This window comes from Methyloversatilis discipulorum, assembly GCF_000385375.1.
GTDB classification, from domain to species: Bacteria; Pseudomonadota; Gammaproteobacteria; order Burkholderiales; family Rhodocyclaceae; genus Methyloversatilis; species Methyloversatilis discipulorum_A.
The window spans coordinates 3,357,892-3,383,805 of record NZ_ARVV01000001.1 but is presented as its reverse complement, the minus strand read 5'-3'; the positions used below and the strand labels follow the sequence as shown (position 1 = coordinate 3,383,805).

23 protein-coding genes are annotated in these 25,914 nt (G+C 67.5%); 12 read left to right on the top strand and 11 right to left on the bottom strand.

Annotated features, from left to right (window positions below; genetic code table 11):
* Positions 1-311: 311 nt before the first annotated feature.
* The 6 genes from METRZ18153_RS0115790 to METRZ18153_RS0115765 all read left to right on the top strand — a co-directional run bounded on the left by METRZ18153_RS0115790 (position 312) and on the right by METRZ18153_RS0115765 (position 6,405).
* Positions 312-1,946, top strand: a complete 1,635-nt coding sequence (locus METRZ18153_RS0115790) for a Re/Si-specific NAD(P)(+) transhydrogenase subunit alpha (protein ID WP_020165640.1) — start codon at positions 312-314, stop codon at positions 1,944-1,946.
* A 66-nt stretch (positions 1,947-2,012) separates the two neighbouring features.
* Positions 2,013-3,431 (top strand): Re/Si-specific NAD(P)(+) transhydrogenase subunit beta, encoded by a 1,419-nt coding sequence (gene pntB, locus METRZ18153_RS0115785; protein WP_020165639.1) that lies wholly within the window; start codon positions 2,013-2,015, stop codon positions 3,429-3,431.
* Positions 3,432-4,032: 601 nt separating this feature from the next.
* Positions 4,033-4,980, top strand: coding sequence for a PEP-CTERM sorting domain-containing protein (locus METRZ18153_RS0115780; RefSeq protein WP_020165638.1), 948 nt, complete (start codon positions 4,033-4,035; stop codon positions 4,978-4,980).
* Between the two features lie 93 nt (positions 4,981-5,073).
* Positions 5,074-5,421: a hypothetical protein gene (locus METRZ18153_RS0115775; RefSeq protein WP_020165637.1), complete on the top strand. Its 348-nt coding sequence runs from the start codon at positions 5,074-5,076 to the stop codon at positions 5,419-5,421.
* Positions 5,422-5,495: 74 nt separating this feature from the next.
* Positions 5,496-6,197: a queuosine precursor transporter gene (locus tag METRZ18153_RS0115770; RefSeq protein ID WP_020165636.1), complete on the top strand. Its 702-nt coding sequence runs from the start codon at positions 5,496-5,498 to the stop codon at positions 6,195-6,197.
* A gap of 7 nt (positions 6,198-6,204) precedes the next feature.
* On the top strand, positions 6,205-6,405 hold the full coding sequence (locus tag METRZ18153_RS0115765) for a heavy-metal-associated domain-containing protein (RefSeq protein ID WP_020165635.1): 201 nt from the start codon (positions 6,205-6,207) through the stop codon (positions 6,403-6,405).
* A 7-nt stretch (positions 6,406-6,412) separates the two neighbouring features.
* Here METRZ18153_RS0115765 and METRZ18153_RS0115760 read toward each other — a convergent pair whose 3' ends face one another.
* Positions 6,413-7,867 (bottom strand): NAD-dependent succinate-semialdehyde dehydrogenase, encoded by a 1,455-nt coding sequence (locus METRZ18153_RS0115760; protein WP_020165634.1) that lies wholly within the window; start codon positions 7,865-7,867, stop codon positions 6,413-6,415.
* 192 nt (positions 7,868-8,059) lie between these two features.
* Here METRZ18153_RS0115760 and METRZ18153_RS21010 point away from each other — a divergent pair, with 192 nt between their 5' ends.
* From METRZ18153_RS21010 to METRZ18153_RS0115740, 4 genes are all read left to right on the top strand, one after another.
* Positions 8,060-8,212: a hypothetical protein gene (locus tag METRZ18153_RS21010; protein ID WP_020165633.1), complete on the top strand. Its 153-nt coding sequence runs from the start codon at positions 8,060-8,062 to the stop codon at positions 8,210-8,212.
* Positions 8,213-8,220: 8 nt separating this feature from the next.
* On the top strand, positions 8,221-9,633 hold the full coding sequence (locus tag METRZ18153_RS0115750; protein WP_020165632.1) for a phospholipase D-like domain-containing protein: 1,413 nt from the start codon (positions 8,221-8,223) through the stop codon (positions 9,631-9,633).
* A 187-nt stretch (positions 9,634-9,820) separates the two neighbouring features.
* On the top strand, positions 9,821-10,147 hold the full coding sequence (locus METRZ18153_RS0115745; protein WP_020165631.1) for a BON domain-containing protein: 327 nt from the start codon (positions 9,821-9,823) through the stop codon (positions 10,145-10,147).
* Positions 10,148-10,182: 35 nt separating this feature from the next.
* Positions 10,183-12,162 carry an AsmA family protein gene (locus METRZ18153_RS0115740; RefSeq protein WP_020165630.1) on the top strand — a complete coding sequence of 660 codons (1,980 nt, stop codon included), beginning with the start codon at positions 10,183-10,185 and terminating at the stop codon, positions 12,160-12,162.
* Between the two features lie 17 nt (positions 12,163-12,179).
* Here METRZ18153_RS0115740 and METRZ18153_RS0115735 read toward each other — a convergent pair whose 3' ends face one another.
* From METRZ18153_RS0115735 to METRZ18153_RS0115700, 8 genes are all read right to left on the bottom strand, one after another.
* The gene (locus METRZ18153_RS0115735) at positions 12,180-13,133 is read right to left on the bottom strand and encodes an AEC family transporter (protein ID WP_020165629.1); all 954 of its coding nucleotides are present in this window, start codon (positions 13,131-13,133) and stop codon (positions 12,180-12,182) included.
* Positions 13,130-14,431: an MFS transporter gene (locus METRZ18153_RS0115730; protein ID WP_020165628.1), complete on the bottom strand. Its 1,302-nt coding sequence runs from the start codon at positions 14,429-14,431 to the stop codon at positions 13,130-13,132. Before METRZ18153_RS0115730 ends, METRZ18153_RS0115735 begins: the two co-directional genes overlap by 4 nt.
* An 84-nt stretch (positions 14,432-14,515) precedes the next feature.
* Entirely contained in the window at positions 14,516-16,504 is a 1,989-nt protein-coding gene (locus METRZ18153_RS0115725) for a TRAP transporter large permease (RefSeq protein WP_020165627.1), read from the bottom strand.
* Positions 16,501-17,100: a TRAP transporter small permease subunit gene (locus tag METRZ18153_RS0115720; protein WP_020165626.1), complete on the bottom strand. Its 600-nt coding sequence runs from the start codon at positions 17,098-17,100 to the stop codon at positions 16,501-16,503. Before METRZ18153_RS0115720 ends, METRZ18153_RS0115725 begins: the two co-directional genes overlap by 4 nt.
* A gap of 100 nt (positions 17,101-17,200) precedes the next feature.
* Positions 17,201-18,328, bottom strand: coding sequence for a TRAP transporter substrate-binding protein (locus METRZ18153_RS0115715; RefSeq protein ID WP_020165625.1), 1,128 nt, complete (start codon positions 18,326-18,328; stop codon positions 17,201-17,203).
* A gap of 255 nt (positions 18,329-18,583) precedes the next feature.
* Positions 18,584-19,927: a M48 family metalloprotease gene (locus tag METRZ18153_RS0115710; RefSeq protein ID WP_020165624.1), complete on the bottom strand. Its 1,344-nt coding sequence runs from the start codon at positions 19,925-19,927 to the stop codon at positions 18,584-18,586.
* A gap of 89 nt (positions 19,928-20,016) precedes the next feature.
* The gene (gene recJ / locus METRZ18153_RS0115705; RefSeq protein ID WP_020165623.1) at positions 20,017-21,708 is read right to left on the bottom strand and encodes a single-stranded-DNA-specific exonuclease RecJ; all 1,692 of its coding nucleotides are present in this window, start codon (positions 21,706-21,708) and stop codon (positions 20,017-20,019) included.
* A 28-nt stretch (positions 21,709-21,736) separates the two neighbouring features.
* Complete coding sequence (locus tag METRZ18153_RS0115700; RefSeq protein ID WP_020165622.1) at positions 21,737-22,729, bottom strand: hypothetical protein; 993 nt, start codon at positions 22,727-22,729, stop codon at positions 21,737-21,739.
* A 132-nt stretch (positions 22,730-22,861) separates the two neighbouring features.
* Between METRZ18153_RS0115700 and METRZ18153_RS0115695 the strand changes: the two genes are divergently transcribed.
* Together METRZ18153_RS0115695 and lolD are read left to right on the top strand one after the other, a co-directional pair.
* Positions 22,862-24,106: a lipoprotein-releasing ABC transporter permease subunit gene (locus tag METRZ18153_RS0115695; RefSeq protein WP_020165621.1), complete on the top strand. Its 1,245-nt coding sequence runs from the start codon at positions 22,862-22,864 to the stop codon at positions 24,104-24,106.
* Positions 24,099-24,770, top strand: coding sequence for a lipoprotein-releasing ABC transporter ATP-binding protein LolD (gene lolD / locus METRZ18153_RS0115690; protein ID WP_020165620.1), 672 nt, complete (start codon positions 24,099-24,101; stop codon positions 24,768-24,770). Before METRZ18153_RS0115695 ends, lolD begins: the two co-directional genes overlap by 8 nt.
* A gap of 226 nt (positions 24,771-24,996) precedes the next feature.
* On the opposite strand, the gene METRZ18153_RS0115685 is transcribed toward lolD, so the two are convergent.
* A complete protein-coding gene (locus tag METRZ18153_RS0115685) occupies positions 24,997-25,248 on the bottom strand; it encodes a hypothetical protein (protein ID WP_020165619.1) in 252 nt (83 codons plus the stop codon).
* Positions 25,245-25,808 carry a DUF2062 domain-containing protein gene (locus METRZ18153_RS0115680; RefSeq protein ID WP_020165618.1) on the bottom strand — a complete coding sequence of 188 codons (564 nt, stop codon included), beginning with the start codon at positions 25,806-25,808 and terminating at the stop codon, positions 25,245-25,247. Before METRZ18153_RS0115680 ends, METRZ18153_RS0115685 begins: the two co-directional genes overlap by 4 nt.
* Positions 25,809-25,914: the final 106 nt, after the last annotated feature.

The following is a 25,914-nucleotide window of genomic DNA, read 5'->3' as shown; positions in this document are numbered from 1 at the left end:
TGTGCGGCCAGGGGCCGTTTTCGAACAGGGGAGGGTACGATCCTTACAACGCCGCCTTCGTGGATTTGATGGCCTTGTGGTGCCCGAAGCCTTGCCCGTGATCCCCGGCACCTCTGGGCCATCGACAGAACCGCTGCCGAAGGGCGTGTCCGCCGCCAGCATGCGCTGAGGGCGCCAACTGCACAAGGCCGCGACGGGCAGCGTCTTCAGTGTTCGGCGCAGGCCGACGGTTCCGCCACTGCTTCCGCTCCCTGATACGCCCATCGCGCAGCAACTGACCAAATTCCAACAAACCGACCGAGGACCTACCCATGAGTTCTGGCGCATCGAACGACAACGCCGCGGCCAGCGCGGCAGCCCCCACGCCGCAGCGCATCGGCGTCCCCCGAGAGATCTTCCCGGGCGAAAAGCGCGTGGCCACCGTGCCAGACGTGGTGACCAAACTGGCCAAGCTGGGTTTTGGCGTCGTCGTGGAGACCGGCGCGGGTGATCTGGCCGACCTGTCCGATGACGCCTACCGCGAAGCGGGCGCCAGCATCGCCGGCTCTGCGACCGAGCTGTGGAGCAGCGCCGACATCGTGTTCAAGGTGCGTCCGCCGACCGCCGACGAGGTGGCGCTGATGCACGAAGGGCAGACCCTGATCGGCTTCGTCTGGCCGGCGCAGAACCCGGAGTTGATGCAGCAGCTGGCGGCGAAAAAGGTCACCGTGCTGGCCATCGACGCGCTGCCGCGCACGCTCAGCCGCGCGCAGAAGATGGACGCGCTGACCTCCATGGCCGGCGTCAGTGGCTACCGCGCGGTGGTCGAGGCGGCCAATGCCTTCGGGCGCTTCTTCAATGGCCAGATCACCGCCGCGGGCAAGGTGCCGCCGGCCAAGGTGTTCATTGCCGGTGCCGGTGTGGCCGGCCTGGCCGCCATTGGTGCGGCGGCCAGCCTGGGCGCCATCGTGCGCGCCAACGACACCCGCGCCGAGGTGGCCGACCAGGTCGTCTCGCTGGGTGGCGAGTTCGTCAAGGTCGATTACGAGGAAGAGGGCTCGGGCGGTGGCGGCTACGCCAAAGTCATGAGCGAAGGCTTCCAGGCCGCGCAGCGCGAAATGTACGCGCAGCAGGCCAAGGAGTGCGACATCATCATCACGACCGCGCTGATCCCCGGCAAACCCGCGCCGCGCCTGATCACGGCCGAGATGGTCAAGAGCATGAAGCCCGGCAGCGTGATCGTCGACATGGCGGCGGAGCAGGGCGGCAACTGCGAACTGACCGAGCCCGGCAAGGCCGTCGTCAAGCACGGCGTGACCATCGTCGGCTTCACCGACCTGGCCTCACGCATGGCACGCCAGTCGTCCACGCTTTATGGCACCAACCTGTTCCGCCTGACCGAAGAGCTGTGCAAGACCAAGGACGGTGTCATCAACGTCAACATGGACGACGATGCAATCCGTGGTCTGACCGTGATCAAGGACGGCGAGATCACCTGGCCGGCACCGCCCATCGCCGCCGCTCCGAAGCCCGCGCCCAAGCCGGCCGCGGCAGCGGTTGAAAAGAAGAGCGGTCATGGGCACGGCCCCGGCGGCCCGATGCCCGCCAAGACGCTGGCCATCATCTTCGCCCTGGGGGCTCTGGTGTTCGGGGCCATCGGTTCGTTCGCGCCGGCCGCGTTCCTGGGCCACTTCACGGTGTTCGTGCTGGCCTGCTTCATCGGCTACATGGTCGTCTGGAACGTCACGCCCGCGCTGCACACGCCGCTGATGAGCGTGACCAACGCCATCTCCAGCATCATCGTCATCGGTGCGCTGATCCAGATCGCGCCGCCCGATGCCGGTGCGAACGGTCGACCGGACCAGCTCATCCTCTGGCTCGCCTTCGCCGGCATCGTGCTGACCGCGATCAACATGTTCGGCGGCTTTGCCGTGACGCGCCGCATGCTGGCGATGTTCCAGAAGTAAGGACCCCGGGGACGGACCTTCGGCTCCGTCCCCGACCGATCAAGACAAGAAAGAGACGAGACACCCATGTCCCAAAGCCTTGCCACGGTGGCCTACCTCGGAGCCGCCATCCTGTTCATCCTCAGTCTTGGCGGCCTGTCCAACCCCGAATCATCGCGCCGCGGCAACCTGTACGGCATGGTCGGCATGGCGCTGGCTGTGCTCGCCACGGTCTTCGGGCCGCGCGTTTCACCCGCCGGCATTCCCTGGATCGTCGGCGCGCTGGTGGTGGGCGGCAGCATCGGCCTGTACGCCGCGAAAACGGTCAAGATGACCCAGATGCCCGAGCTGGTCGCGCTGATGCACAGCCTGGTCGGTCTGGCCGCTTGCCTGGTCGGCTTCGCCAGCTATGTCGACACCTCGCTGCAACTCGAAGGTGTCGAGAAAGCCATCCATGAAGTCGAAATCTACGTGGGCATCCTCATCGGTGCGGTCACCTTCTCAGGTTCGCTGATTGCCTTCGGAAAGCTCAACGGAAAGATCGGCGGCAAGCCCCTGCTGCTGCCTGCGCGTCACTGGCTCAACCTGATCGCGCTGCTGGTGGTGATCGGGTTCGGCCGGGTTTTCCTGAACGCGCACGACGTGCAGAGCGGCATGACGCCGCTGATCGTGATGACGGTGATCGCGCTGCTGTTCGGCGTGCACATGGTCATGGCCATCGGCGGCGCCGACATGCCGGTGGTCGTGTCCATGCTCAACAGCTATTCGGGCTGGGCGGCAGCCGCCACCGGCTTCATGCTCAGCAACGACCTGCTGATCGTCACCGGTGCGCTGGTCGGCTCATCGGGCGCCATCCTGTCCTACATCATGTGCAACGCGATGAACCGCAACTTCATCAGCGTGATCGCCGGTGGCTTCGGCAGCGGCGCAGGCAAGCCGGCCGCCAAGGCCGACGGCGCTGCCGCCGAGCCTCAGGGCGAGGTGACGCCCGTCAGCGCCACCGAGACCGCCGAGATGCTGCGCGAGGCCAAGAACGTGATCATCGTTCCCGGCTACGGCATGGCCGTCGCGCAGGCCCAGCACACGGTGTTCGAGATCACCCGCACCCTGCGCGAGAAGGGCGTGAACGTGCGCTTCGGCATCCACCCGGTGGCCGGCCGCATGCCAGGCCACATGAACGTGCTGCTGGCCGAAGCCAAGGTGCCCTACGACATCGTCTTCGAGATGGACGAACTCAACGAGGACTTCCCGGACACCGACGTGGCCATGGTCATTGGCGCCAACGACATCGTCAACCCGGCCGCGCAGGACGATCCGACCAGTCCGATCGCCGGCATGCCGGTGCTCGAAGTCTGGAAGGCCCGCACCAGCATCGTCATGAAGCGCTCCATGGCCAGCGGCTACGCGGGCGTGGACAACCCGCTGTTCTACAAGGACAACAACCGCATGCTGTTCGGCGACGCCAAGAAGATGCTCGACGAGATCCTGGTGGCGCTCAAGAGTTGATCGGACACGGTGTCGGGCCGGAAGGCCCGGCCCGACGTGCCAAGGCGGGCCCTGTTGCCCGCCTTTTTTATTTGTAGCGCAGCGTGACGTCCCGCTGCGGCCTGGGGCCCTGCGTCCGTCTCGGGTCAGGGTAGAACAGAATCGCCGACCCCATGGTGGTGGGCACACAATGTGCCGCTGCCGTCAGCCCGGACGGTTGCCTGAACAACACCCATGGAGATGCGAATGCGGAGGTAATCGGGGTCGCAGCCAAGTTTCCACTGGAAGAGCTGACTCTGTTCCACCGCCGGCAAAACCGCGTGTCCGCGAGAGCGGCACGCGGTTTTTTTGTCCCTGTCACGTCGCAGTGCAGTGTCGGTGAGCTTTACAGAGAACTGACGGGGACGAGAGTGCGGGAGCGCAGGTTATTGAATTCAAGTCGATTTTTCAGGTCGGGTTCGGATCTTGCTGTGCCGTCCGCGCGTTGCACCGTGCTTCGTGTGCAATCGAATTCCCTATCGTGAGGAGGTGCCGAGTGAGGACGAAAACTCATCTGCTGTGTGCGGTCCTGTGCGGGCTGTTCGCGACAACGAGCCCAGCTGCGACGGAGACGTACTCGGGCGTGGCGGTCGATGGAAGCGGCCCGCAGGCGGCGGATCGCACAGTGGATCTCGGCGGCGGCTACAGTGCCGCGGCCACCAGCTACCAGGGCTTGGTCGGCTACAACTCCGATCCCTTCACCATCACCGACAAGGTCGCCGATGTTTCGCGCAGCGCCGAGAGCGAACTCGCCGCCGGTCGCCTCGCGACGGTTGCGAGAGCCGCTTTCGGCGCGCAGGTCAGTGGCCCCGATCTGGCGCCCGGTACGGGTACGCTCTACAGTCGCGCCTCGGCTTGGATGGGCGACCGCTTCACGCTGGCACTCGGTGACGGCAGTCCGTTCTCGTCGATCGGCGGCGGCACGGTGACCTTCTCCTTCGACCTGACCGGCGAAATCACCGTCAGCGGACCCTTCGTGGCGGGTGAGGGCTACAGCCAGCTGTCCACCGGCTTCTTCTTCGGCGCCTACCGGACCGGCGCGCTGGATCTGTGGCGCCAGTACGACGACGCGTTGCAGAACATGGACTTCAACACGGCAAACACGCTGTATGCGCAGATCCAGGGCCTGGAGATCACCACCTCAGGCGCACTGTTTCTCGACGCCGTAACAGCCCAACGCCAGGACTACCTCGATTCGATGGCGCCGGTCGACGTCTACGTGCCGAACAGCGAAACACCCACGGTGATCGACGTCTCCTTCGATGCGCCGGACACCTTCGAGTGGCTGGTCATGATGCAGAGCGTGGCCGAACTGGATGCGTCGCTGAGCAATACGGCTGTGTCCGCCGACTTCGGCAACACGCTGCTGGCGCGCTTCAGCGCGGCCGACGACGTGGTCGCCTACTCGTCCTCAGGTCTGTTCCCGGGCACCGCGCCGCTGCCGGCCGTTCCCGAGCCGGCGACCGTCTGGATGCTGCTCGCCGGAGCCTGCGTGCTCATCGTCGCGGTGCGGCGTACGGCGGCCGCTTGACCGTATCGGCGACCAGAGCCAAACAGGCGTAGGCTGTCGCGCTGAGCGAGCCGACGCCTGCGGCTTGTGCTCATCGATACGGAGGAGCAGACCATGCAAGACCCGATACTCGAACTCATCGTCAAGTTCGCCGAATCCGAGAATCAGCTTGAAACGGCGGTCACGCTCGTGGTCGACGGCTTCCTCATCTCCGGTTTCGTCATCAGCCGGGCGCAGTACATGCAGCACCACGTCCTGACGTCGTCGATCGAACAGGGCATCAAGGATGCGCTGGCGGCGGGCTCGCCGACCGACGACGGAGCGCGCGCCTTCATCCATCTGCGTGACGCGATGTACTTCACGCCGGGGCAGGACCCGGTGCCGGCCAATGAATCGGTCGTCTGTCGCATCGGCCTCGACCGCGTGTCGGCCTTCCACCTGGGCTTCCTCGAAAGCGTCTGAGTCCTGGGCGGTCCGGGCTGACGGACCGCCTGTGGCGATGCACAATCGCGGTCTGCATTCATCGGGCCGCGCACGTGACCGCACGTCAATACCGCTACTACGACTGGGTCATGGTCGCCTTCGTGACCGTGCTCGTCTGTTCCAACCTGATCGGCCCGGCCAAGATCGCGCAGGTCGACGCGCCACTGCTCGGCACGCTCACCTTCGGTGCCGGCGTGCTGTTCTTTCCGATCAGCTATGTGTTCGGCGACATCCTGACCGAGGTCTATGGCTACGCGCGTTCGCGTCGCGTCATCTGGACCGGCTTTGCCGCGCTGGCCTTCGCCTCGACGATGGCGGCGGTGGTGGTGGCGCTGCCGCCAGCGCCGTTCTGGCACAACCAGCAGGCGTACGAAGTCGCCTTCGGTTCGGCCTGGCGCGTGTCCATCGCGTCGCTGATCGCCTTTTGCTGCGGCGAGTTCGTCAATTCCTTCGTGCTGGCCAAGATGAAGCTGTGGATGGCCGGGCGCCGGCTGTGGATGCGCACGATAGGGTCGACGCTGTTCGGCGAAGGCGTCGATTCGCTGCTGTTCTACCCGCTCGCCTTCTGGGGCACCGGCATCATTCCGGACGAACAGCTGCCCGCGGTCATGCTGGCGCAGTTCGTCGCCAAGGTCGGGGTCGAAGTCGCCTTCACGCCGCTCACCTATCGCATCGTTGCCTGGCTGAAGCGGGCCGAGAACGAGGACTACTATGACCGCGATACCGACTTCAACCCCTTCTCGCTGCGCGGCTGAGGCAACCGTGCGCACGCGCATCCGCATCGTCGGCATGCGTTGCAGGAAATGCGTGGCGGGCCTCGAAGCCACGCTCGCCGCGTTGCCCGGGGTAGGGCGCGTGACCGTGCATTTCGAACACGGCGACGCGGAGATCGAGCACGACGCGGCGCTCCCGCGTGAGCGGCTGCTGGAGACGGTCGAGGCGGCCGGTTACGACGCGGTTTGATCCGCGCTCAACGGCCTTTGCCGAAGCACAGGTACTTGATGTCCAGGTATTCCTCGATGCCATAGCGAGAACCTTCTCGACCGAAGCCGGACTGCTTGATGCCGCCGAACGGCGCCACCTCGTTCGACAGCCGGCCGGTGTTGATGCCCACCATGCCGCACTCCAGTGCTTCGGCAACGCGCCAGGCGCGGTCGATGTCGCGCGTGAAGAAATAGCCGGCGAGACCGGATTCGGTGTCGTTGGCGAGCGCGATCGCCTCGTCCTCGCTGTCGAAGCGGAACACCGGCGCCAGCGGCCCGAAGGTTTCCTCGTGCGCCAGCACCATGTCGGGCCGGGCGCCGACCAGCACCGACGGTTCGAAGAAGTTGCCGCCGAGCGCGTGACGGCGTCCGCCGCACAGTGCGGTGGCGCCGCGCGCGATGGCGTCGGCCACCTGTTCCTCGACCCGGCTGAGCGCGGCCGCATTGATCAGCGGGCCCTGCTGAACGCCGTCCTCCATGCCATCGCCGACCTTCAGCTGCGCCGTCCGCGCCGCCAGTTGGGCGGCGAACGCGTCGTGTATGCCCGACTGCACGATGAAGCGGTTCACGCAGACGCAGGTCTGGCCGCTGTTGCGGTACTTGGCGGCGATGGCCGCGTCGACAGCGAGTTCGAGGTCGGCGTCGTCGAACACGATGAAGGGCGCATTGCCGCCCAGTTCGAGTGACAGTCTCTTCAGCGTCGGCGCGCACTGCGTCATCAGCAGACGCCCGACGGCGGTCGATCCGGTGAAGGACAGTTTGCGCACCCGGGGATGCGCGCACAGCTCGCCGCCGATGTCGGCCGGCTCGCCGGTGAGCACATTGAGCACGCCGGGCGGGATGCCGGCGCGCAGCGCCAGATCGGCCAGCGCCAGCGCAGTCAGCGGCGTCGCTTCGGCAGGCTTGAGCACCACGGTGCAGCCGGCAGCCAACGCCGGCGCTGCCTTGCGCGTGACCATGGCGAGCGGGAAGTTCCACGGCGTGATCGCTGCGCAGACGCCGACCGGCTGCTTGATCACCAGCAGACGCTGGCCGGGATCCGGCGACGGGATGGTCTCACCGTAAGTGCGTTTCGCCTCCTCGGCGAACCACTCGACGAAGGAGGCGCCGTAGCGCACTTCGCCACGCGCCTCGTTCAGCGGCTTGCCGCCCTCGGCGGTGATCAGCCGCGCAAGATCGTCCGCGTGCTGGTTGATCAGCGCGAACCACGCACGCAGCCGGTGTGCGCGCTCGTGTGCGCCGAGCGCGCGCCAGGCCGGCAGGGCGCCGTGGGCGGCGTCGATGGCGCGGCGTGTTTCCGCGACACCGCAGCGCGGCACGGTCGCAAGCAGCGCGCCGCTCGCCGGATTGCGTACTTCGATCACGCCTTCGTCGTCGGCGTGCGTCCAGACGCCAGCGATCAGGCAGTGGGTGTGCAGCAGCGTTGAATCGTTCAGCAGCATGGCAGTGGGGCGGAACTTGCGCAGGGGAGTTCCTCGATTGTCCCAGCGAACGACGGTTGCGTACGCGGACCGGGATGAATTCCTACACGCGGCCCGGTCTCCGCCGACACGATGCGGCGCCCGCGCTCCGTACAGTGGCTGCACGACGCGGCAACGCGGCCGCTGTCGAATCGCTTCTGGAGGAGATCGCCGATGAACAGCATGACGACCGAACTCGAACAGCCGACGCTCCGCCCCGCTGCAGACAGCGACGATGTGCAGGCGCTGTGGGGCTGCGAATGCGCGCTGCCCTTCCTCATCCCGTCCTTGCAACTGCCTGCAGCCGCCTGTCCGCTGCAGCGCTGACCACGGTCATGTGCGCGTCGAGGCGTCGCGGCCGGACGCTGCTCGCGGCGCTGGCGATCTGCGCGGCCGGATGCGCGGCGTCGCTGCCGTCCGCGCGCACGCTGCAGACGAAGGCGGAAGGCCCGGCTCCGGCTGCACGCCAGGTGGTTGCGAAGATGGACGTGACCGGGCCGCGCGGACGGCTCGACCACGATCAGCGTGCGCGACTGGTCGAGCGCATCGGCCGCGAGGGTGCCGGTTCGCCGCTGAAGCGCCAGCTCGCCGCGATGGCCGAGTTCGGTGACGTCGACCTGTACGCGGGCAACGCCGCCCGCCTGCTGATCGACGGGCCGGCCACCTTCGATGCGATGTTCGGCGCGATCGCGCGCGCGCGCAGCTCCATCCTGCTCGAAAGCTACATCATCGATGACGCGAAGATCGCGCAGGATCTCGCCGCGCTGCTGGTGCGCAAGCGTGCCGAGGGCGTGTCGGTCGCGCTGATCCATGACGCGGTCGGCTCCTTCGGCACAAGTGGCGACTATTTCGAAGTGCTGCGCGCGGCCGGCGTCGCCGTCTGCGAATTCAATCCGCTGTCGCCGCTGCGCAAGCGCCGCTATCAGGACATCACTCACCGCGATCACCGCAAGATTCTGGTGGTTGATCGGGATGTTGCCTATACCGGCGGCATCAACGTCAGCGCGGTCTATTCCTCCGGTTCGTTCGGCAGGAAGTCGCGCGCACCGGAGCAGAACGGCTGGCGCGATACGCAGATCGAACTGCGCGGCCCGGCCGCCGCGGCGCTCGACGATCTGGTACGCGACACCTGGCGCAACCAGCGCTGCGAGCCGGCACTTCCTCCGCCCCTCGAGCAGGCGGCCGGCAAGGCCGCAGGCCCGCACGCGGTGCGCATCGTGCCGTCGTCGCCGGACGACGGACAGAATCGCATCTACACGCTGCTGCTCACCGCGATCGACGCCGCCAGCCGCAGCGTGCATCTGACCATGGCCTATTTCGCGCCTGGCCAGGACATGGTCGACGCGCTGGCCGACGCTGCACGGCGCGGTGTCGACGTGCAGCTGGTACTGCCGTCGGTCAGCGACTTCTCGCCGGTGCTGCATGCCGGCCGCAGCTATTACCAGGAACTGCTCGACGCCGGCGTGCGCATTCATGAACTGCAGGACGCGGTGCTGCACTCGAAGACGGCGGTCATCGACGGCGTGGTGTCCACGGTCGGTTCCAGCAATATGGACTGGCGCAGTTTCGTCGCCAACAACGAGGTCAATGCGGTGGTGTTCGGCGAGGACTTTGGCGATGCGATGACGCGCATGTTCGAGCGTGACGTCGCTGCGTCGCAGGCGATCGACGCGCAGACCTGGCGCAGACGACCGCTGTGGCCGCGTCTGCAGGAGCGCGCAGCGCGGCTGTTCGAACGCTGGTGGTAGGACGGCGCTGTCCTACACGGCGGACGGCGCTTGTCCGACGGGCGGGCCGATGCGTCCCCCCTAGACTGCAGTCATCGACTTGACGGATGCATGACTTCTGCCCGGTTCCGGGCGCCGTCGAGATCGGTTCCGTTCATTGCGCAGCGGTCGCGACCGGCGACCAGCGTTCATTACAAGGGAGTCCATCATGCGTTCCAATCTCATGCTCGCCACCGCCTTCTCCGCCCTGGCTGCCCTGACCGTGCTGCCGGGCTGCGCCGTCACGCGCGACCAGTCCTCGGTCGGTGAATACATCGACGACGCGACCGTCACCGCGTCGGTGAAGGCCAAGTTCGTTGAATCCAAGGCGGTCGACGCGGCGGCCATCAGCGTCGAAACGCTGAACGGCGAGGTGATGCTGTCCGGCTTCGCCAAGGACGCCACCGAAAAGGCCGAGGCCGAGCGCATCGCCAAGAGCGTCAAGGGCGCCAAGTCGGTCAAGAACGCGATCCAGATCCGCGCCAAGCAGAGCTGATGCGTGAGCGGGAACGCGGCGAGCCGGAGAGGCAGATGAGCGCGCGTTCCATCGCTGCAGGCCTGGCCTGCCGTCTCTTCCTTGCCACCTGCTGTCTGCTGGCCGCGCTGTTCGCATGGAGCGAATGGCGTGGCTGGTTCTTTCTGGCCGAGCCGGCCGAGCGCTGGCTGACGGCTGCAGTCGCCCGCCCGGTGGACCTCGGCGGGCGCGACACCTTCGCGCTCCGGCTTCTCGGTGGCATCGACCTTCGCGTCAGCCGTCTGCGCATCGGCGGTCCGGAATGGGCGCCGCAGCCGGCGCTGATGGATGCCCGTGAAGCCCGTCTGAAGCTGCGCTATACGGACGTGTTCCGCATGTTGAGAGGTGCGCCGCTGCGCATCGAGAGCCTGGTCGCCGAAGGGCTGGACCTCCACCTCGCCCGCGGCGATGACGGCCGCGCCAACTGGCAGTTCGAGCGAACGGGCAATGAACCGGCCCGACCACTGCTGGATTGGGTGCAGCCGGCACACGTCGAAGTGACGCAGGGGCGTCTCGTGGTCGACGATGCGCCGCTCACGCTGGCACTGACGGCGAACTTCTCGATGCGCGATGGCAGCGAGCGGGCCGGCGACGCGCGGGACGACCTTGGCATCCGGGCGATGATCGACGGCCGTTATCGGCAGTCGCCGCTGACGGCGACCCTGAGCACCGGATCCACGCTGCCCTGGTTGTCCGGCGAAGACGATGTACCGGCCGTACCGATCACGCTGGCGCTGAAGCTTGGTCGTGCCGCACTGTCGTTCGACGGTCGGGTGCAGGATCTGCTGACGCAGCGCGGACTGGACGGGCGCTACACGGTGAGCGGCCCTTCGCTCGCGGCGCTGGGCGACGCTCTCGCGATGACCTTGCCATCGACCCCCGCGTTCTCGCTGCAGGGCAGACTGCAGCGCAAGCCCGATGCCTGGCAGACGGCGATCGACACCGCACGCATCGGCCGCAGCCGGCTGGCGGGCCAGTTCCGCTATGAGACGGGGCGCGACGGGCTGCCCTGGTTGGGCGGCACGCTGAATGGCAGCGTACTCTGGCTGGCCGATCTCGGTCCGGCTGTGGGCGTAACCGAGGGCGAGCAGTCCTCCGCGCGGCGCAACGGACGCGTCTTGCCGGATCGCCACTTCGATCTGCCGTCCTTGCGCGCCATGAATGCCGACGTACGCATCGACATCGAGCGCTTCGAATCGGGCAGCGACTCGCTGCAGGCGATTGCACCGTTGCGCGGCAGCCTGCGCCTTGCCGATGGCGTGCTCGACATCCGCGACATCGAAGCACGGCTCGCGCACGGCTGGCTCACCGGTCGCATCGGTCTCGACGGTCGTGCCGACATTGCGCAGTGGGACGTGCAGTTGCGCGGCGGCGGGCTGCGGCTGGAGGAGTGGATACGACAGCCGCGCGCCGACGGTGCGCCGCCCTACGTCGCTGGACGGGTCGGTGGCCGTATCGAACTGCGCGGTCAGGGGCGTTCAACCGCCGAACTGCTGGCGTCGTCCGACGGTCATGCGGCGCTGGTGTGGACGCAGGGCCGTGTGTCGCACCTGGCGGTGGAAGCGGCCGGCATCGACGTCGCGCAGGCGCTGGGCGTCATGCTCAGCGGTGACGCCGCACTCCCGGTGACCTGCGGCGTCGCCGATCTGCAGGTGCGCAAGGGCCGCGTGACGGTCGCGGGCGCGCGCGTCGACACGGCGGATTCGACGCTCGGCGTCGACGGTTCGCTGTCGCTGGTCGACGAAAGGCTGGACCTGGTGGCGCGCGCTGCGCCGAAGGACGTATCGCCGCTCAGCCTGCGCACGCCGGTGCGGATCACCGGCCGTTTCGCCCAGCCTGAGGTGTCGCTTGAAAAAGGTCCTCTGTTGGCCCGTCTGCTGCCGGCGGCGGCGCTGGCACTGGTGAATCCGCTGGCCGCGCTGCTGCCGTTGATCGATCCAGGCGACGATGGTGCAAAGTCTGCCTTGGCCCGCTGCAGCACGCAGTCCCGGCGGTAGGGCGCTGGCAGCGGGCGTCAGCCGAACAGGCCCAGCCCCATCAGCAAGGGCAACGACAGCCAGAACAGCAGCGTGCTCCAGCCGATCAGCAGCGCCGACGCCGCGGCGTCGATCTTGAAGCGCTCGGCCAGCAGCAGCGAGGTCATGAAGGTGGGCGTCGCGCACTCGACCAGCGATGCGCGCTGTGCCTCGTTCGGCGTATCGGATACCAGCAGCACCAGCCCCCAGATCAGCAGCGGCGCGACCAGCAGCTTGACGCCGGAGGCGACCAGGATTTCGGTGCGCGGCACCAACCGGCGCCACGGAATGGTCATGCCCAGCACGAAAATGATGACCGGAATCGCCGCCTGGCCGATGAAGCGCGCCGCCTGTACCAGCGGCGGGTAGGCCAGCCCGGTGTATTGCGCGCCGAGGCCGAGCACGAAGGCCCAGATCGGCGGCATCATCAGCACGGTGCGCAGCACGTCCGGCCGTTCGCCCTCGGCGTGCGAACCGAGACGGGTGGCGATCCACACGCCCAGTGTCCACACGAAGGGCATGGTCATGAACATGTCGTTGAAGATGGCGTAGCGCATCGCGCCGTTACCGAAGAAGAACTCCAGCACCGGCGCGCCGACGTTGAAGGTGTTGCCGAACATGCCGCCGAGCATGATGGCGGCGCGCGTGGTGTCGTGCAGCTTCGCCCCGAGTCGCGTCTTCCACAGCAGCAGATAGAGCAGGGCGCCGTTGGCCAGCGTGCCGACGCCGACCAGGAAGGGTACGGTCAGCAGCTCCACGCTGATCGGCGTGCTGGCCGCCACCGCGAACAGGATGGCCGGGTAGAACACGTAGAGCACCAGCCGGTTCAGCTGCGCACGCAGCACGTCGGCGTCGCGTCCTTCACCCATGCGCGCCGCCCACCAGCCGCCGGCCGCCACCAGCAGCGACAGCGGCAGCATTACCTGCACCATCAGGCCGACCAGCGCGTTCATCCGTGCGACTCCGTCAGGTTGCGGGCGCCGGTTTCGCGGATGAAGCAGGCGGCGACGAAGCCACCCAGCGCCGCGACAGCGAGCACCCGTATGCCCATGGTCACCGCTTCGTGCGTCGCTTCGGCGATCGAAGGCGAATACAGCTCGATCACCCAGCCGACCAGCGGCTGCAGCAGTGCCGCACCGAGAAAGCAGCCGACATTGACCAGGCTGGTCGCCATGCCGGACAGCGCCGGCGGATTCACTTCCTTCGCACAGGCCCAGGTCAGCGAGAAGGCGGCGGCGGAAACACCGATCAGCGCACACGTGGCGTAGGTCGCCAGCGGCGGCAGCGCGCCGTCGGCGAGCACGAAGGGCAGCCAGCCGGCGACGTAGAGCGCGGCATAGCTCAGCATGACCGGCTTGCGCCGGCGCAGGTGATCGGACAGCCGGCCGATGCCCAGGCAGCTGCAGGCGAAGATGACCAGCAGCAGCGTGGTGTGCTGCGCGGCGACCGCGCGTTCCATGCCGTGCGCCGCCATCAGGTAGGGCACGCCCCACAGACCGGCGAAGGAAAACAGGCTGCCGGCGATGCCTGCATTGACGAACAGACCGGGCCAGCTGGCGCGGTTGCGCGCGACCTGTGCCAGACCGGCCTTCCAGTCGCCAACCGGCAGCGGCGCGTGCGCCGGCTTGCCGTCCAGTTCGCGCATCGTCGGCAGGCCGGCATCTTCCGGCCGGTCGCGCACGCGCAGCCAGGTCACCAGTGCCAGCAGCATCGACAGCAGGCCGAGTGCGACGAATACCGTGCGCCAGGACACCAGCGTCACCACCCAGGCCAGCGGCAAGGCTGCGCTGGCGGCGCCCAGATTGCCGATGAACATGGTGACGCCATTCAGCGTAGCGAAGCGGCTTTCCGGAAACCAGGCGGCGTTGATCTTGAGCAGAGCGATGAAGGGGAAGGACACGCCGAGGCCGACCAGCGTGCGCCCGATCACTGCCACCCACAGCGTGTCGGCCAGCGCGAAGGTGATCGAGCCGATGCCGGCGATCACGCCGCCGAGCGCGACGATGCGCCGCGGGCCCAGCGTGTCGGCGAGTACCCCGGTCGGGATCTGCATCACCATGTAGATCCAGAAGTAGCTGGATGCCAGCGCACCGAGCGAGGCCGGGCCGACGTTGAAGTCGCGCGCCAGTTCGCCGGCGATGGCTGCCGGCGCGGTGCGGTGGAAGAACACCAGCACGTAGGCGCCGGCGAGCAGGAAGAAAGCTGTCCAGCGCAGGCGGATCAGCAGGCGGGTGTGTTCGGCGGAGAGCATCGGGGCGATTCTACGTTGTGGCCAAAAAAACGACGGCGCCGCAGCGCCGTCGTCGTCATAACACCCTGATCTGTACCGTTGCGATCAGTTGTACAGATAGTTGGGCAGCCACATGCCGATGCCCGGGAACAGATAGAGCAGGATCAGCGCGATCACCTGTATGCCCATGAAGGGCAGCATCCCGGCGAAGATCTGGTTCAGCGTCACGTGCGGCGGCGCCACCCCCTTCAGATAGAAGGCCGACATCGCCACCGGCGGCGACAGGAAGGCCGTCTGCAGGTTGATCGCCACCAGCAGGCCGAAGAACAGCGGATCGATGTTGAAGTGCGCCAGCAGCGGGATGAAGATCGGCATGAAGATGACGATGATTTCCGTCCACTCCAGCGGCCAGCCCAGCACGAAGATGATGAACTGCGCCAGGATCATGAACTGGATCGGCGTCAGGTCCATCGACAGCACGAAGCGCTCGACCAGCTCCTGCCCCCCCAGCAGCGCGAATGCCGCCGAGAAGATGGCGCTGCCGACGAACAGCCAGCACACCATGGCCGAGGTCTTGGCGGTCAGGAACACCGACTCCTTCACCACGCCGAAGTTGAGCTGACCGTAGGCTGCCGCCAGCAAGGCGCCACCGAAGGCGCCGATCGCCGCGGCCTCGGTTGGCGTTGCCAGGCCGAACACGATGGTGCCGAGCACGGCCAGGATCAGTATCGCCAGCGGGAAGAAGGACGACAGCAGCATCTTGAAGATTTCCAGCCGCTCGAAGCTCAGCATCGCGTAGTAGGCGAGCATCAGCACCGCGCACACGGCAACCGCGATCCAGAAGCCGCGCGGTGCCGACTTCGCCTCGGCCGCCTCTGCCGGTGCCGCTGCGGCCTCGGCGGCGGCAGGTTCGGCCAGCGACGGAGCGGCGGATTGCGCGCCCGGCGGCTCAGCCAGATCTCCACCGGACGGCGGCGGTTCGGCGAGGCCGTCGGCAGCGGGCGGCTCCTGCAGCCCGCCTTCATCGGCCGGCGGCTCCTGCAATCCCCCTTCGTCTGCCGGTGGTTCGGCCAGATCGCCACCCGAGGAATAGTCGCTGTCGAAGGACTGCAGGCTGTCGGGCAGCACGTCGGCCACCGCATCGGCCTTCGTCAGGTTGCCGTGGATCGCCGTCAGCGCCACCGCGACCGCGATCAGCGGCAGCAGCGTCACGAGCAGCTGGCGCATGATCGTGCCGGTGGCCACACCGGCGTTGCGCGGGCCCTTGAGCGCAGCCAGCAGCGCTGGCAGAGCGCGCTGACCGTACTGCTTAGCCACCCCCGCCGTCGATGGCGGCAGTTCGACGTGACGTTCGGCGTCTGGCAGAGGCGGTGCCAAGTCGGGTCGCAACTTGGCCATCAGGATCACGTACAGCATGTAGAGGCCGGCCAGCATCAGGCCCGGGAAGAACGCGCCGGCATAGAGCTTCACCACCGATACGCCGGCGGTCGCGCCATAGACGATGAGCATGACCGAAGGCGGGATCAGGATGCCCAGGCAGCCGCCGGCAGTGATTACACCGGCCGACAGGCGCACGTCGTAGCCGGCGCGCAGCATGGCGGGCAGCGCCAGCAGACCCATCAGCGTCACCACCGCACCGACGATGCCGGTGGCGGTGGCGAAGATGGCGCAGGTCACCAGCGTTGCGACCGCCAGCGAACCGGGCAGCCGGGCCAGCGCCAGATGCAGGCTCTTGAACAGCTTCTCGATCAGGTTGGCGCGCTCGACCAGATATCCCATGAACACGAACAGCGGGATCGATATCAGCACGTCGTTCGTCATGACCGAGAAGGCGCGCTGCACCATCAGGTCCAGCGTCTGCTGGGTGGCGATGTCCGGGTTCTGCATCCGGTAGGCCAGCCAGGAGAACAGCACGCCCATGCCCATCAGCGTGAACGCGGTCGGGAAGCCGAGCATGATGGCCACCACCACCAGTGCCAGCATGAGCAGGCCGAGGTGGCCGCCGGTCCATTCCGACGGTGCGGGCATCAGTACGGCGGTGGCGACGATGATGATCGCCATCAGTCCGAAGCCGAAACGGAGTTCCTTTCTCATTTGGACGCTCCTTCGCTGCCTTCCGGCAGATCGGCATGCACCATGTGGCGCAGTTTTTCGACATCGACCTCTTCGACGTCGTGCGTGCGCGAGGGCCACTCGCCCTGCTGGATGCAGACGATGCAGCGCAGGATTTCGACCACGCCCTGCAGCATCAGCACCGCACCGGCCAGCGGGATGATGGCCTTGAACGGATAGATCGGCGGGCCATCCGAGGTGACCGACGAATGTTCGTTGATCGCCATCGATTCGCTGAAGAAGTCCCAGCCTGCCCAGCACAGCGCGAGCACGCCGGGGATGAAGAACACGAAGTAGAGGATGAGGTCCAGCGTGGCCTGCGTGCGCGGCCGGAAGAAGCCGTACAGCACGTCGCCGCGCACGTGGCCACCGGTGGCCAGTGTGTAGGCGCCGGCCATCATGAACAGCGTGCCGTAAAGCATGTAGGTGGCGTCGAATACCCAGGCGTGCGGTGAATTCAGCACGTAGCGCGAAAAAACCTCCCAGGTGATGAGCAGCGTGAGTCCGACTATGGTCCACGCGAAGGCGTGGCCGACCAGTGTGTTGAACTGGTCTACGCGCAGGAGAAGTTTCTGCATGGCATCAAGCGGACACCTGTGGGTGCCCGTCCTTTTCTTTTGGAGTCAAAAAAGCCGGCGCCCCTTTTGGAGACGCCGGCTCGTTTGCAGCTTGATGGCCTCAGCCCTTCTTCGCGAAGAAGTGGTCGTAGGCCATCTTGAAGTTCACCGTCGTGTCGTTCTGCCACTTCGCGGTGCGACGGGCGAAGGCGCGCTGCGATTCCAGCACCTTCTTGAACATCGGGTTCTCGGCCGCCTTCTTCTCGGTCACCTTGTCCCAGGCGGCGAGCTGTGCCTTCAGGATGGCATCCGGCGTCTTGTAGAACTTGACGCCCTGCTTTTCCTGCATCTCCTGGTAGGCGGTGGAGTAGCGGTCGATGGCCTTCCACGACATTTCGGCCGACGCGGCCGGCACCGCGTTGGCGATGATGGCGCGCAGGTCGGCCGGCAGTGCTTCGAGGCGCTTCTTGTTGAACAGGATTTCGAACTGTTCCGAGGCCTGGTGGAAGCTCTGCAGCATGCACACCTTGGACACGTCGGGGAAGCCGAGCACCTGGTCGGAGGCGGCGTTGTTGAACTCGGCTGCGTCGAGCAGGCCGCGGTCCATCGCCGGCACGATTTCACCGCCGGGCAGTGCATTGACCGACACACCCATGTCGGTGAACACGTCGATCGACAGGCCGACGGTACGGAACTTCAGGCCCTTCATGTCCTCGGCCTTGGTGACCGGCTTCTTGAACCAGCCCAGCGGCTGGGTCGGCATCGGGCCGTACATGTAGGACACGACGTCCATGTTCAGACTCTTGTAGATCTCGTCCAGCAGCGCCTTGCCGCCGCCGAACTCGTGCCAGGCCAGCAGCATGTTGGCGTCCATGCCGAAGGCCGGACCGGAGCCCCACAGCGCCAGTGCGGAATTCTTGCCGTACCAGTAGGCGATCACGCCGTGACCGCCGTCGAGCGTGCCCTTGTTGACCGCGTCCAGCAGGTCGAAGGCCTTCACCACCGAACCGGCGGGCAGCACGTCGATCTTGAGGCGGCCGCCGGACATGTCATTGACCAGCTTGGCGTAGTCCTGCGCGAATTCGTGGAAGATGTCCTTCGCCGGCCAGGTCGACTGGAAGCGCAGGGTGACCGGGGATTGGGCGACGGAAATGCTGGGGAAGGCGATTGCCGCGGTACCGGCAGCGGTGCCTGCAGCCTTGGCCAGGAAGTTGCGGCGGGCCGACTGCGTCTTGTTCTGTTCTGACATGGTTGATGCTCCTCCTCGTGGTGGTGGGTGCTTCGTACTGTCCGCTGCAGGGGGTTGCCGGCAACGGACAAAAAACGACGCCGCGCGATGCTAACCCTGCCGGGAATCCGTCACAAGGCGCACTGCAGCGTGACGACGGAATGCCCTTTTTCCGGCGCTCCGCGCCCTGCGGCGCCGCGGCGTGCGACCGGCTGGCCGCGCTTATCCGGTGTCCGACACAAATGTATGCAGATCCTCGTCGCTGCCTGCGTCGGGCTACTTGACGACGCCCCAGGCCTGCAGCCGCTGGTAGGCGAACTTGGCCTGTGCGTCCTTGCTGCCGCTGCGGATGTAGGCGGCGTAGTGCTGGCTGGCGGCGCGCTTGTCCTGCATCGTTTCGTAGGCCACGCCTTTAAGGAAAAGCGTGGTCGGGTTGCCCGGCAGCACGCGATCGTAGGCGTTGAAGGCGGCCAGCGCCTCAGGGGCCCGGCCCAGTGCCAGCCTGGACACGCCGCGCTGGTACATGGCCTGACCTTCGCCCGGATACACCTCGGCGGCGCGCGCGAAGTGGCGGTCGGCGTCGGCGTACTGCTTCTGCGCCAGCAGGCACTTGCCCATCAGCACGTTGCCGCAATAGTCGTCCGGCGCGACCTTGAGCGACTGCGCGAAGCGCGTCTCGGCGTCGTCCAGCGACTTCTTCGCCATCAGCGACTCGCCTTCCTGCTGCGACTTGATCGCCGGCGCGAGCTTGCGCAGGCCTGCCGTGTGGTCCATGTAGCGCTCGCGCGACAGCTTCTTGTTGCGCAGGCTGCCGTAGGTGTCCAGCGCCTCGCGCTCGGCGGTGGCGTAGCGCTCGTCCGACATCGGGTGCGATGAGAACATGGTCTGCAGCAGGCTGGGTTTTTCCTTGTGCTGGCTGCGCAGCATGTCCATCAGATTCACCATGCCGTCCGGGTTGTAGCCGGCGCGCGTCATGTATTCCATGCCGAGCGCGTCGGCCTGCCGTTCGTCGGCGCGCGAGTAGCCGGCCAGCAGCGCGCTGGCGCCAACCTGGGTGGCGATGTTGGCGAGCGGCGCGGCACCGCGATAGTCGGACATCGCCACCGCCACATTGACCGCCGTGGCGCCGACCTGCGCCATCATCGTGCGCCCGGCCTGCTTGGCGCTGTGGCGCGCGTTCACGTGCCCGGTCTCGTGGCCGAGCAGCGCGGCCAGCTCGTCCTCGCTGTCCATGTCCAGCATGATGCCGCGCGTGCACGCCATGCTGCCGCCAGGAAAGGTGTAGGCGTTGATGTAGTTGGCGTTCACGACGCGCGCGCTGTAGGGCACGTCGGGCCGGTGCGTGTGCTTCGCCAGCGACAGTTCGAGGTCGTTCACGTAGCGGTTCAGTTCGGCGTCCTGCACCGCGCCGTAGTCGGACGAGAACTGCTGCGGCGAGTGCTTGCGGTCGATGCCGATCTCGTCCTGCTCCGACAGGCCGACCAGCACCTGCTGGCCGGTGATCGGGTCGGTGGCACAGCCGGACAGCTGCGGCAGCGTCACTGCGGCGCCGGCGATGCCGGACAGCCACAGGAAGTCGCGGCGGCTCATTTCGCGGCGGAAAAAGCGGTCGTGAGACATGGTCGTCGTCCTTCGTTGAGGTCTTCAGCGATAACGCTGGAAGATCGCCGCCGCTGACAGGGCAAGGTCGCGCCGGCGCTCCGTCCGTATCAGGCCGGTTCGGCGTGTTCCACCATCAGCTGCACACGGCGCACGCCCTGGTACTCGTTGATGTCCAGCCGGTAGGCGGCGGTCACCCGTTCGGGCAGTGGTTCGGCGCGGTTGAACCATATTGCATCGAACACGTTACCGTCCTTTGCCAGCGACAGTTTCAGGTGCTTGTCCTTCAGCAGACGCTGGTTGCGCACTTCGAAACGGTCGGCGAAAACAGGCGGCGGAAAGCCCTGGCCCCAGGTTTCGGCTTCCATCAGGGTGGCCGCGTGCAGGTTCATCAGCGAAGCTTCGAGCGCGCCGTCGGTTTCTATGGTGCGGGTCAGCGCCGAAGGTTCCACCATGTCGGCGACCGCCTGTTCGAAGGCGTCACGGAAGCGCTCGAAATCGTGCTCGTGCACGGTCAGGCCGGCCGCCATCGCGTGGCCTCCGAAGCGGATGAGCAGGCCGGGTTCGCGCTTGGACACCAGATCGAGCGCGTCGCGCAGGTGCAGTCCCGGTATCGAGCGGCCGGAGCCCTTGATCTCGCCCTCGTTGCCGCGCGCAAAGGCGATGGTCGGCCGGTGCGCGCGTTCCTTGACGCGCGAGGCGACGATGCCGATCACGCCCTGGTGCCAGTCCGGGTGGAACAGCGCCAGCGATGTCGACTCGCCGATGTCGATGCCGGCCAGCTGGGCTTCCGCCTCTTCCTGCATGCCCTGTTCGATCTCGCGCCGCTCGCGGTTCATCGCGTCCAGCTGCTGCGCCAGTGACAGCGCGCGCGCGAAATCGTCGGTGATCAGGCATTCGATGCCCAGCGACATGTCGGACAGCCGGCCGGCCGCGTTCAGACGCGGGCCAATGGCGAAGCCGAGATCGAAGGAGGTGGCCCGCTCCGGCTCGCGGCCGGCCGCGGCGAACAGCGCGCGCAGGCCCGGCGTGAGCTTGCCGCCGCGGATGCGCTGCATGCCCTGGGTCACCAGTACGCGGTTGTTGTGGTCGAGCTTGACCACATCGGCCACGGTGCCGAGCGCGACCAGGTCGAGCAGGTTGCCGAGGTTGGGCTCCTCGCGGCCGGCGAAGGCGCCGCGGCGGCGCAGCTCCGCGCGCAGCGCCAGCATCACGTAGAACATGACGCCGCAGCCGGCGATCGCCTTGCTCGGGAAGGCGCAGCCCGGCTGGTTCGGGTTGACGATCACGTCGGCCAGCGGCAGTTCGTCGCCCGGCAGGTGATGGTCGGTCACCAGCACCGATACGCCCAGTTCGTTGGCGCGCGCCACGCCTTCGACGCTGGCGATGCCGTTGTCCACGGTGATGATGATGTCCGGCTCGGCGTGCGCCGCGAGATCGACGATTTCCGGCGTCAGCCCGTAGCCGTACTCGAAGCGGTTGGGCACCAGGTAGTTCACGTTGGCGCCCATCGCCCGCAGCGCACGGATGCCGAGGGCGCAGGCGGTGGCGCCGTCGCAGTCGTAGTCGGCGACGATGAGCAGGCGCGCGTCGGCCTCGATCGCGTCGGCCAGCATCTGCGCCGCTTCTGCGGTGCCGGTCAGCGCGTCCGGCGGCAGCAGCGCCTTCAGTGAATAGTCGATCTGGCTGCGGTCCTGCACACCGCGCGCGGCATACAGCCGGGCCAGCAGCGGATGGATGCCCTGCTGTTCGAGCAGCGCGGAACTGCGCGCCGGGATGGGGCGGTTCAGGATGAGGGTCACTGTCTTTTTAGGGGCTAGGGGCTGGGGGTCAGGGACCAGGGGTCAGGGGCTGCGGGCGGCGCCAGAATTTCCACAGGTCGCGGCGTTCGGTGGTCACCGCGACCGCGGCTTCGTCGCCGCTGAGGCGCACGGTGACCGACTGCACGTCGCCGCGGCGCAGCGCGTCGAGTGCCGGCGCTATCCAGTCGCGGTCGAGCGCTTCGACCGCCTGCGTCCAGGCCGCGGCGTCCAGGTAGAGGGCGGGCGCCAGCGCGTCCTGCAGCAGTACGAGGTTGCCCTCCTGCAGTGCGACGCCGGTCTTGTCCGGCAGCGGCGCCGCCCGCACGCCGGCGGCGTGCGCCAGACCGTGCGCCAGCGGGTCGTCCGCCCACAGCTGCATGCAGGGAATGTCGGCGCGTACCGGCAGGCTGCCGGCGCCCCAGAACCACAGGCTGTTGATGACCGGCCGGCCCGCCTCTTCGCGTGCGACGTTGACCGGGTGGGCGTGGAACAGCATCTGCGTCTCGTTCATCCACTGGCGCAGCTTCGCGCCGTCGCGACCGGCCGGCATCGAGGCGTCGATCTTGCGCCCGAGCGCGGCGCCCGGCGGCACGGTGTCGACGTCCAGCGGCTCCAGCAGCGACAGATGGCCGTGACCGCCGGCCGGCAGGTGCAGCCAGCCGACGTTGGCGAAGTGGGCGTTCCACGACGCGGCCAGCGCGGCGGCCTCCTGTGCGTCCGGCGCGACGTCCGGGCGGTCGGTCAGCATCAGTGCGTCGCGCGCGAAGCGCAGGTGAGTGGCGTCGGCCGCCAGCCAGCAGCGGGTGTCGGCTGGCTCACCGGTGCCGGCCCAGCGCAGCGCGCCGAGCGGCGCCCGCTCGTCGAGGCCGAACAGCTCGGCCAGCAGGTGTTCAGGCGCGCGCGCGGCCCGGGAGGTCCGGCGACCACGGCCCAGCAGCAGCGACAGCGCCGGGGTGCGGGGGGGCGGCAGCGGTGAAGTCGACGGCCAGAGCAGGCCGGGCAGGACGAGATGCAGGGACATGGCCGGGAGTTTACCCGGCTTGCGGCACGCCGCGCGGGGGACTGGCCGCTGCCCGGTCGGCGGAATCCGACGCGGCGCTGCCGCATCATCCCTGGCGGGCGCGCGGGCGCCATCCGGTACCATGCCGACCCCATGAACTACGAAATCTTGCTCGGCCTGCGCTATGTGCGGGCGAAACGGCGCAACGGCTTCATTTCCTTCATTTCCCTGATCTCCACCTTCGGGCTGGCGCTCGGGGTGGCGGCGCTGATCACCGTGCTGTCGGTGATGAACGGATTCCAGAAGGAGTTGCGCACCCGCATCCTCGGCGTCGCCTCGCACATTCAGGTGACCGGCTACGACAACGAACTGGCCGACTGGCAGCAGGTGGCCGACGCCGTGCTGAAGAACCCCGAGGTCAAGGCGGCCGCGCCCTATGTGAGCGAACAGGCCATGCTGTCCTTCGACCAGACGGTGCGCGGTGCCATGGTGCGCGGCGTGCTGCCGGCGGCCGAGGACGGCGTGGCCGACTTCAGCCAGCACATGCGCGCCGGCAAGCTGACCGATCTGCAGCCCGGTGGCTACGGCGTGGTGCTGGGCCTCGAACTGGCGCGCGCGCTGCAGGTGCAGCTGGGCGACAAGGTGACGCTGATCGCGCCGCAGGGCCTGGTGACGCCGGCCGCGGTGCTGCCGCGGCTGAAGCAGTTCACCGTGGTCGGCGTGTTCGAGGCCGGGCATTTCGAATACGACGCCAGCCTCGCGCTGATCCACATGCAGGACGCGCAGACGCTGTACCGGATGGAAGACCGCGTGTCCGGCGTGCGCCTGAAGCTGGGCGACCTGTTCGACGCGCCGCGCGTGGCGCGCGAACTGCACGCCAAGCTGTCCGGCCAGGAGCTGCTGGTCGGCGACTGGACGCGCCAGCACGCCAACTTCTTCCGCGCCATCGCGATCGAGAAGAACATGATGTTCATCATCCTGTCGCTCATCGTCGCGGTGGCTGCTTTCAACATCGTGTCCATGCTCATCATGGTGGTGACCGACAAGCAGGCCGACATCGCCATCCTGCGCACGCTGGGCGCCAGCCCGGCCAGCATGATGGCGGTGTTCGTCGTGCAGGGCGCCATCATCGGCGGCTTCGGCCTGCTGCTCGGCGTGGCCGGCGGCGTGCTGCTGGCGGCCAACCTCGACGTGGTGGTGCCCGCCATCGAGAAGATCGTCGGCGTGTCGCTGTGGTCGTCCGAGGTGTATTTCATTCCGGAGCTGCCGTCGGAAATCCTGATGAGCGATGTCGTCACGGTGACGCTGATCGGCGGCGTGCTGACCCTGGTCGCCACGCTGTATCCGAGCTGGCGCGCCTCGCGCGTGCAACCGGCGGAGGCGCTGCGCTATGAGTGACATCGTGCTGAGCTGCCGCGGGCTGACCAAGGTATTCCATCAGGGCAAGGTCGAGGTGCCGGTGCTGTCCGGCGTGGACCTCGATGTCATCCGCGGCGAGCGCGTCGCCATCGTCGGCGCCAGCGGCTCCGGCAAGAGCACGCTGCTGCACCTGCTGGGCGGGCTGGATGTGCCGACCGCCGGCAGCGTGTCGCTGCTCGGTCAGGACTATTCGTCGCTCGGCGAGGCGGCGCGCGGTGCGCTGCGCAACCGCTCGCTGGGTTTCGTCTACCAGTTCCACCATCTGCTGGCCGAGTTCTCGGCGCTGGACAACGTGGCGATGCCGCTGATGATCCGCCGCCAGACCCGCGCCCAGGCGCGCGAAGCGGCTGCGGCCATGCTGGCCGAAGTCGGGCTGGCGCACCGGGTCGAGCACCAGCCGGGCGAACTGTCAGGCGGCGAGCGCCAGCGTGTCGCCATCGCCCGCGCGCTGGTGACCCAGCCGGCCTGCGTGCTGGCCGACGAACCGACCGGCAATCTCGACAGCCGCACCGCCGACGGCGTGTTCGACCTGATGCTGACGCTGAGCCGCACCCGCGGCACCAGCTTCGTCATCGTCACCCACGACGAAAGGCTGGCGGCGCGCACCGACCGCACCGTGAGGCTGGTGGACGGCCGGTTCTGACCCGGGCTGCAGCGGCCTCGCGGGAAGACCGCCAGCGGTCCTCCTGTCGGAGCAGCCCTGGCCGCGACACGGCGGCCGCCGTCCGCCGGCTTCGGTACAGGCTGCTGTCGGGGTCAGAAGACCCCTCCCACAGAACCCTGTTCCAGGCTCAGACCACTGCTCGAGCGCAAACCCTGTGGGAGCGGCCTTGGCTGCGACTCGGCGGACGAAGGTGCGCGGCGCTACGTTACCGGCTGTCCCACAACGCAGCGCGCAGGTCGGCGTCCGCGATCTCGTCCAGCCGCTGCTGCACCGTAGTCGCGAACGCTTCCGATGCGTGTCCCGATCTGACGACGGCGATCTGCATGCGCAGGTCGTCGATCAGTGCCCACTCCTCGTCGGACAGCAGCGCGCGCGTGTCGGGCGCCATCCGCGTGCGGGCGTCGAGTTCACCTTCGAAGCGCTGGTAAAGCGCGAATTTCTCTCGTGTGAGCGTCATGGCTTTCCGCGTCGCTCGGCGCGGCGGCGCCAGTTGCGGAGCAGATGCCAGCGCCAGGCGCCGAGTACGGCCACGTAGCCGAGCCCCGCCAGCGTCAGCGCCAGCAGCGGCAGACCGATCAGCAGCGGCTCGCCGAGCGCGAAGAACCAGTCTGCCAGCGCGTGTATCCAGCCGCTGAAACCGGCGCCGTCGGGGATGACCGGCGCCTGGAAGCGTGCTCCTTCCGGCATCTGCAGGCCGATCAGCGGCATCACCAGCCGGCCGTAGGCCCAGGCGACCGCATACAGCGGCACGATGGTGAGCGGGTTGCTGTAGAAGGTGACCACCATCGCCAGCGGCAGGTTCACCCGCAACAGCACCGACAGCACGGCGGCGCCAAGTATCTGCAGCGGCCCGGGGATCAGTCCGGCGAACAGGCCGACGGCAACGCCGCCGGCACAGCTGTGGCGGTTGAGCCGCCACAGACGCGGGTGGCCCAGCGTATCGGCAAAGGGCGCCAGCCAGCGGTTGCGGCGCAGGCTTTCGGTGTCGGGCAGGTAGCTGCGAATGATTTTCTTCATGGGTCGGGAGCGGATCGTCATGCACAGCGTAGCGTCAAGACGAGCCGCCGGGGCGTGGCCGACGTCGCATCCTGCCTGCTCTGGATCGGCGCCGCGAGCGGAGGTT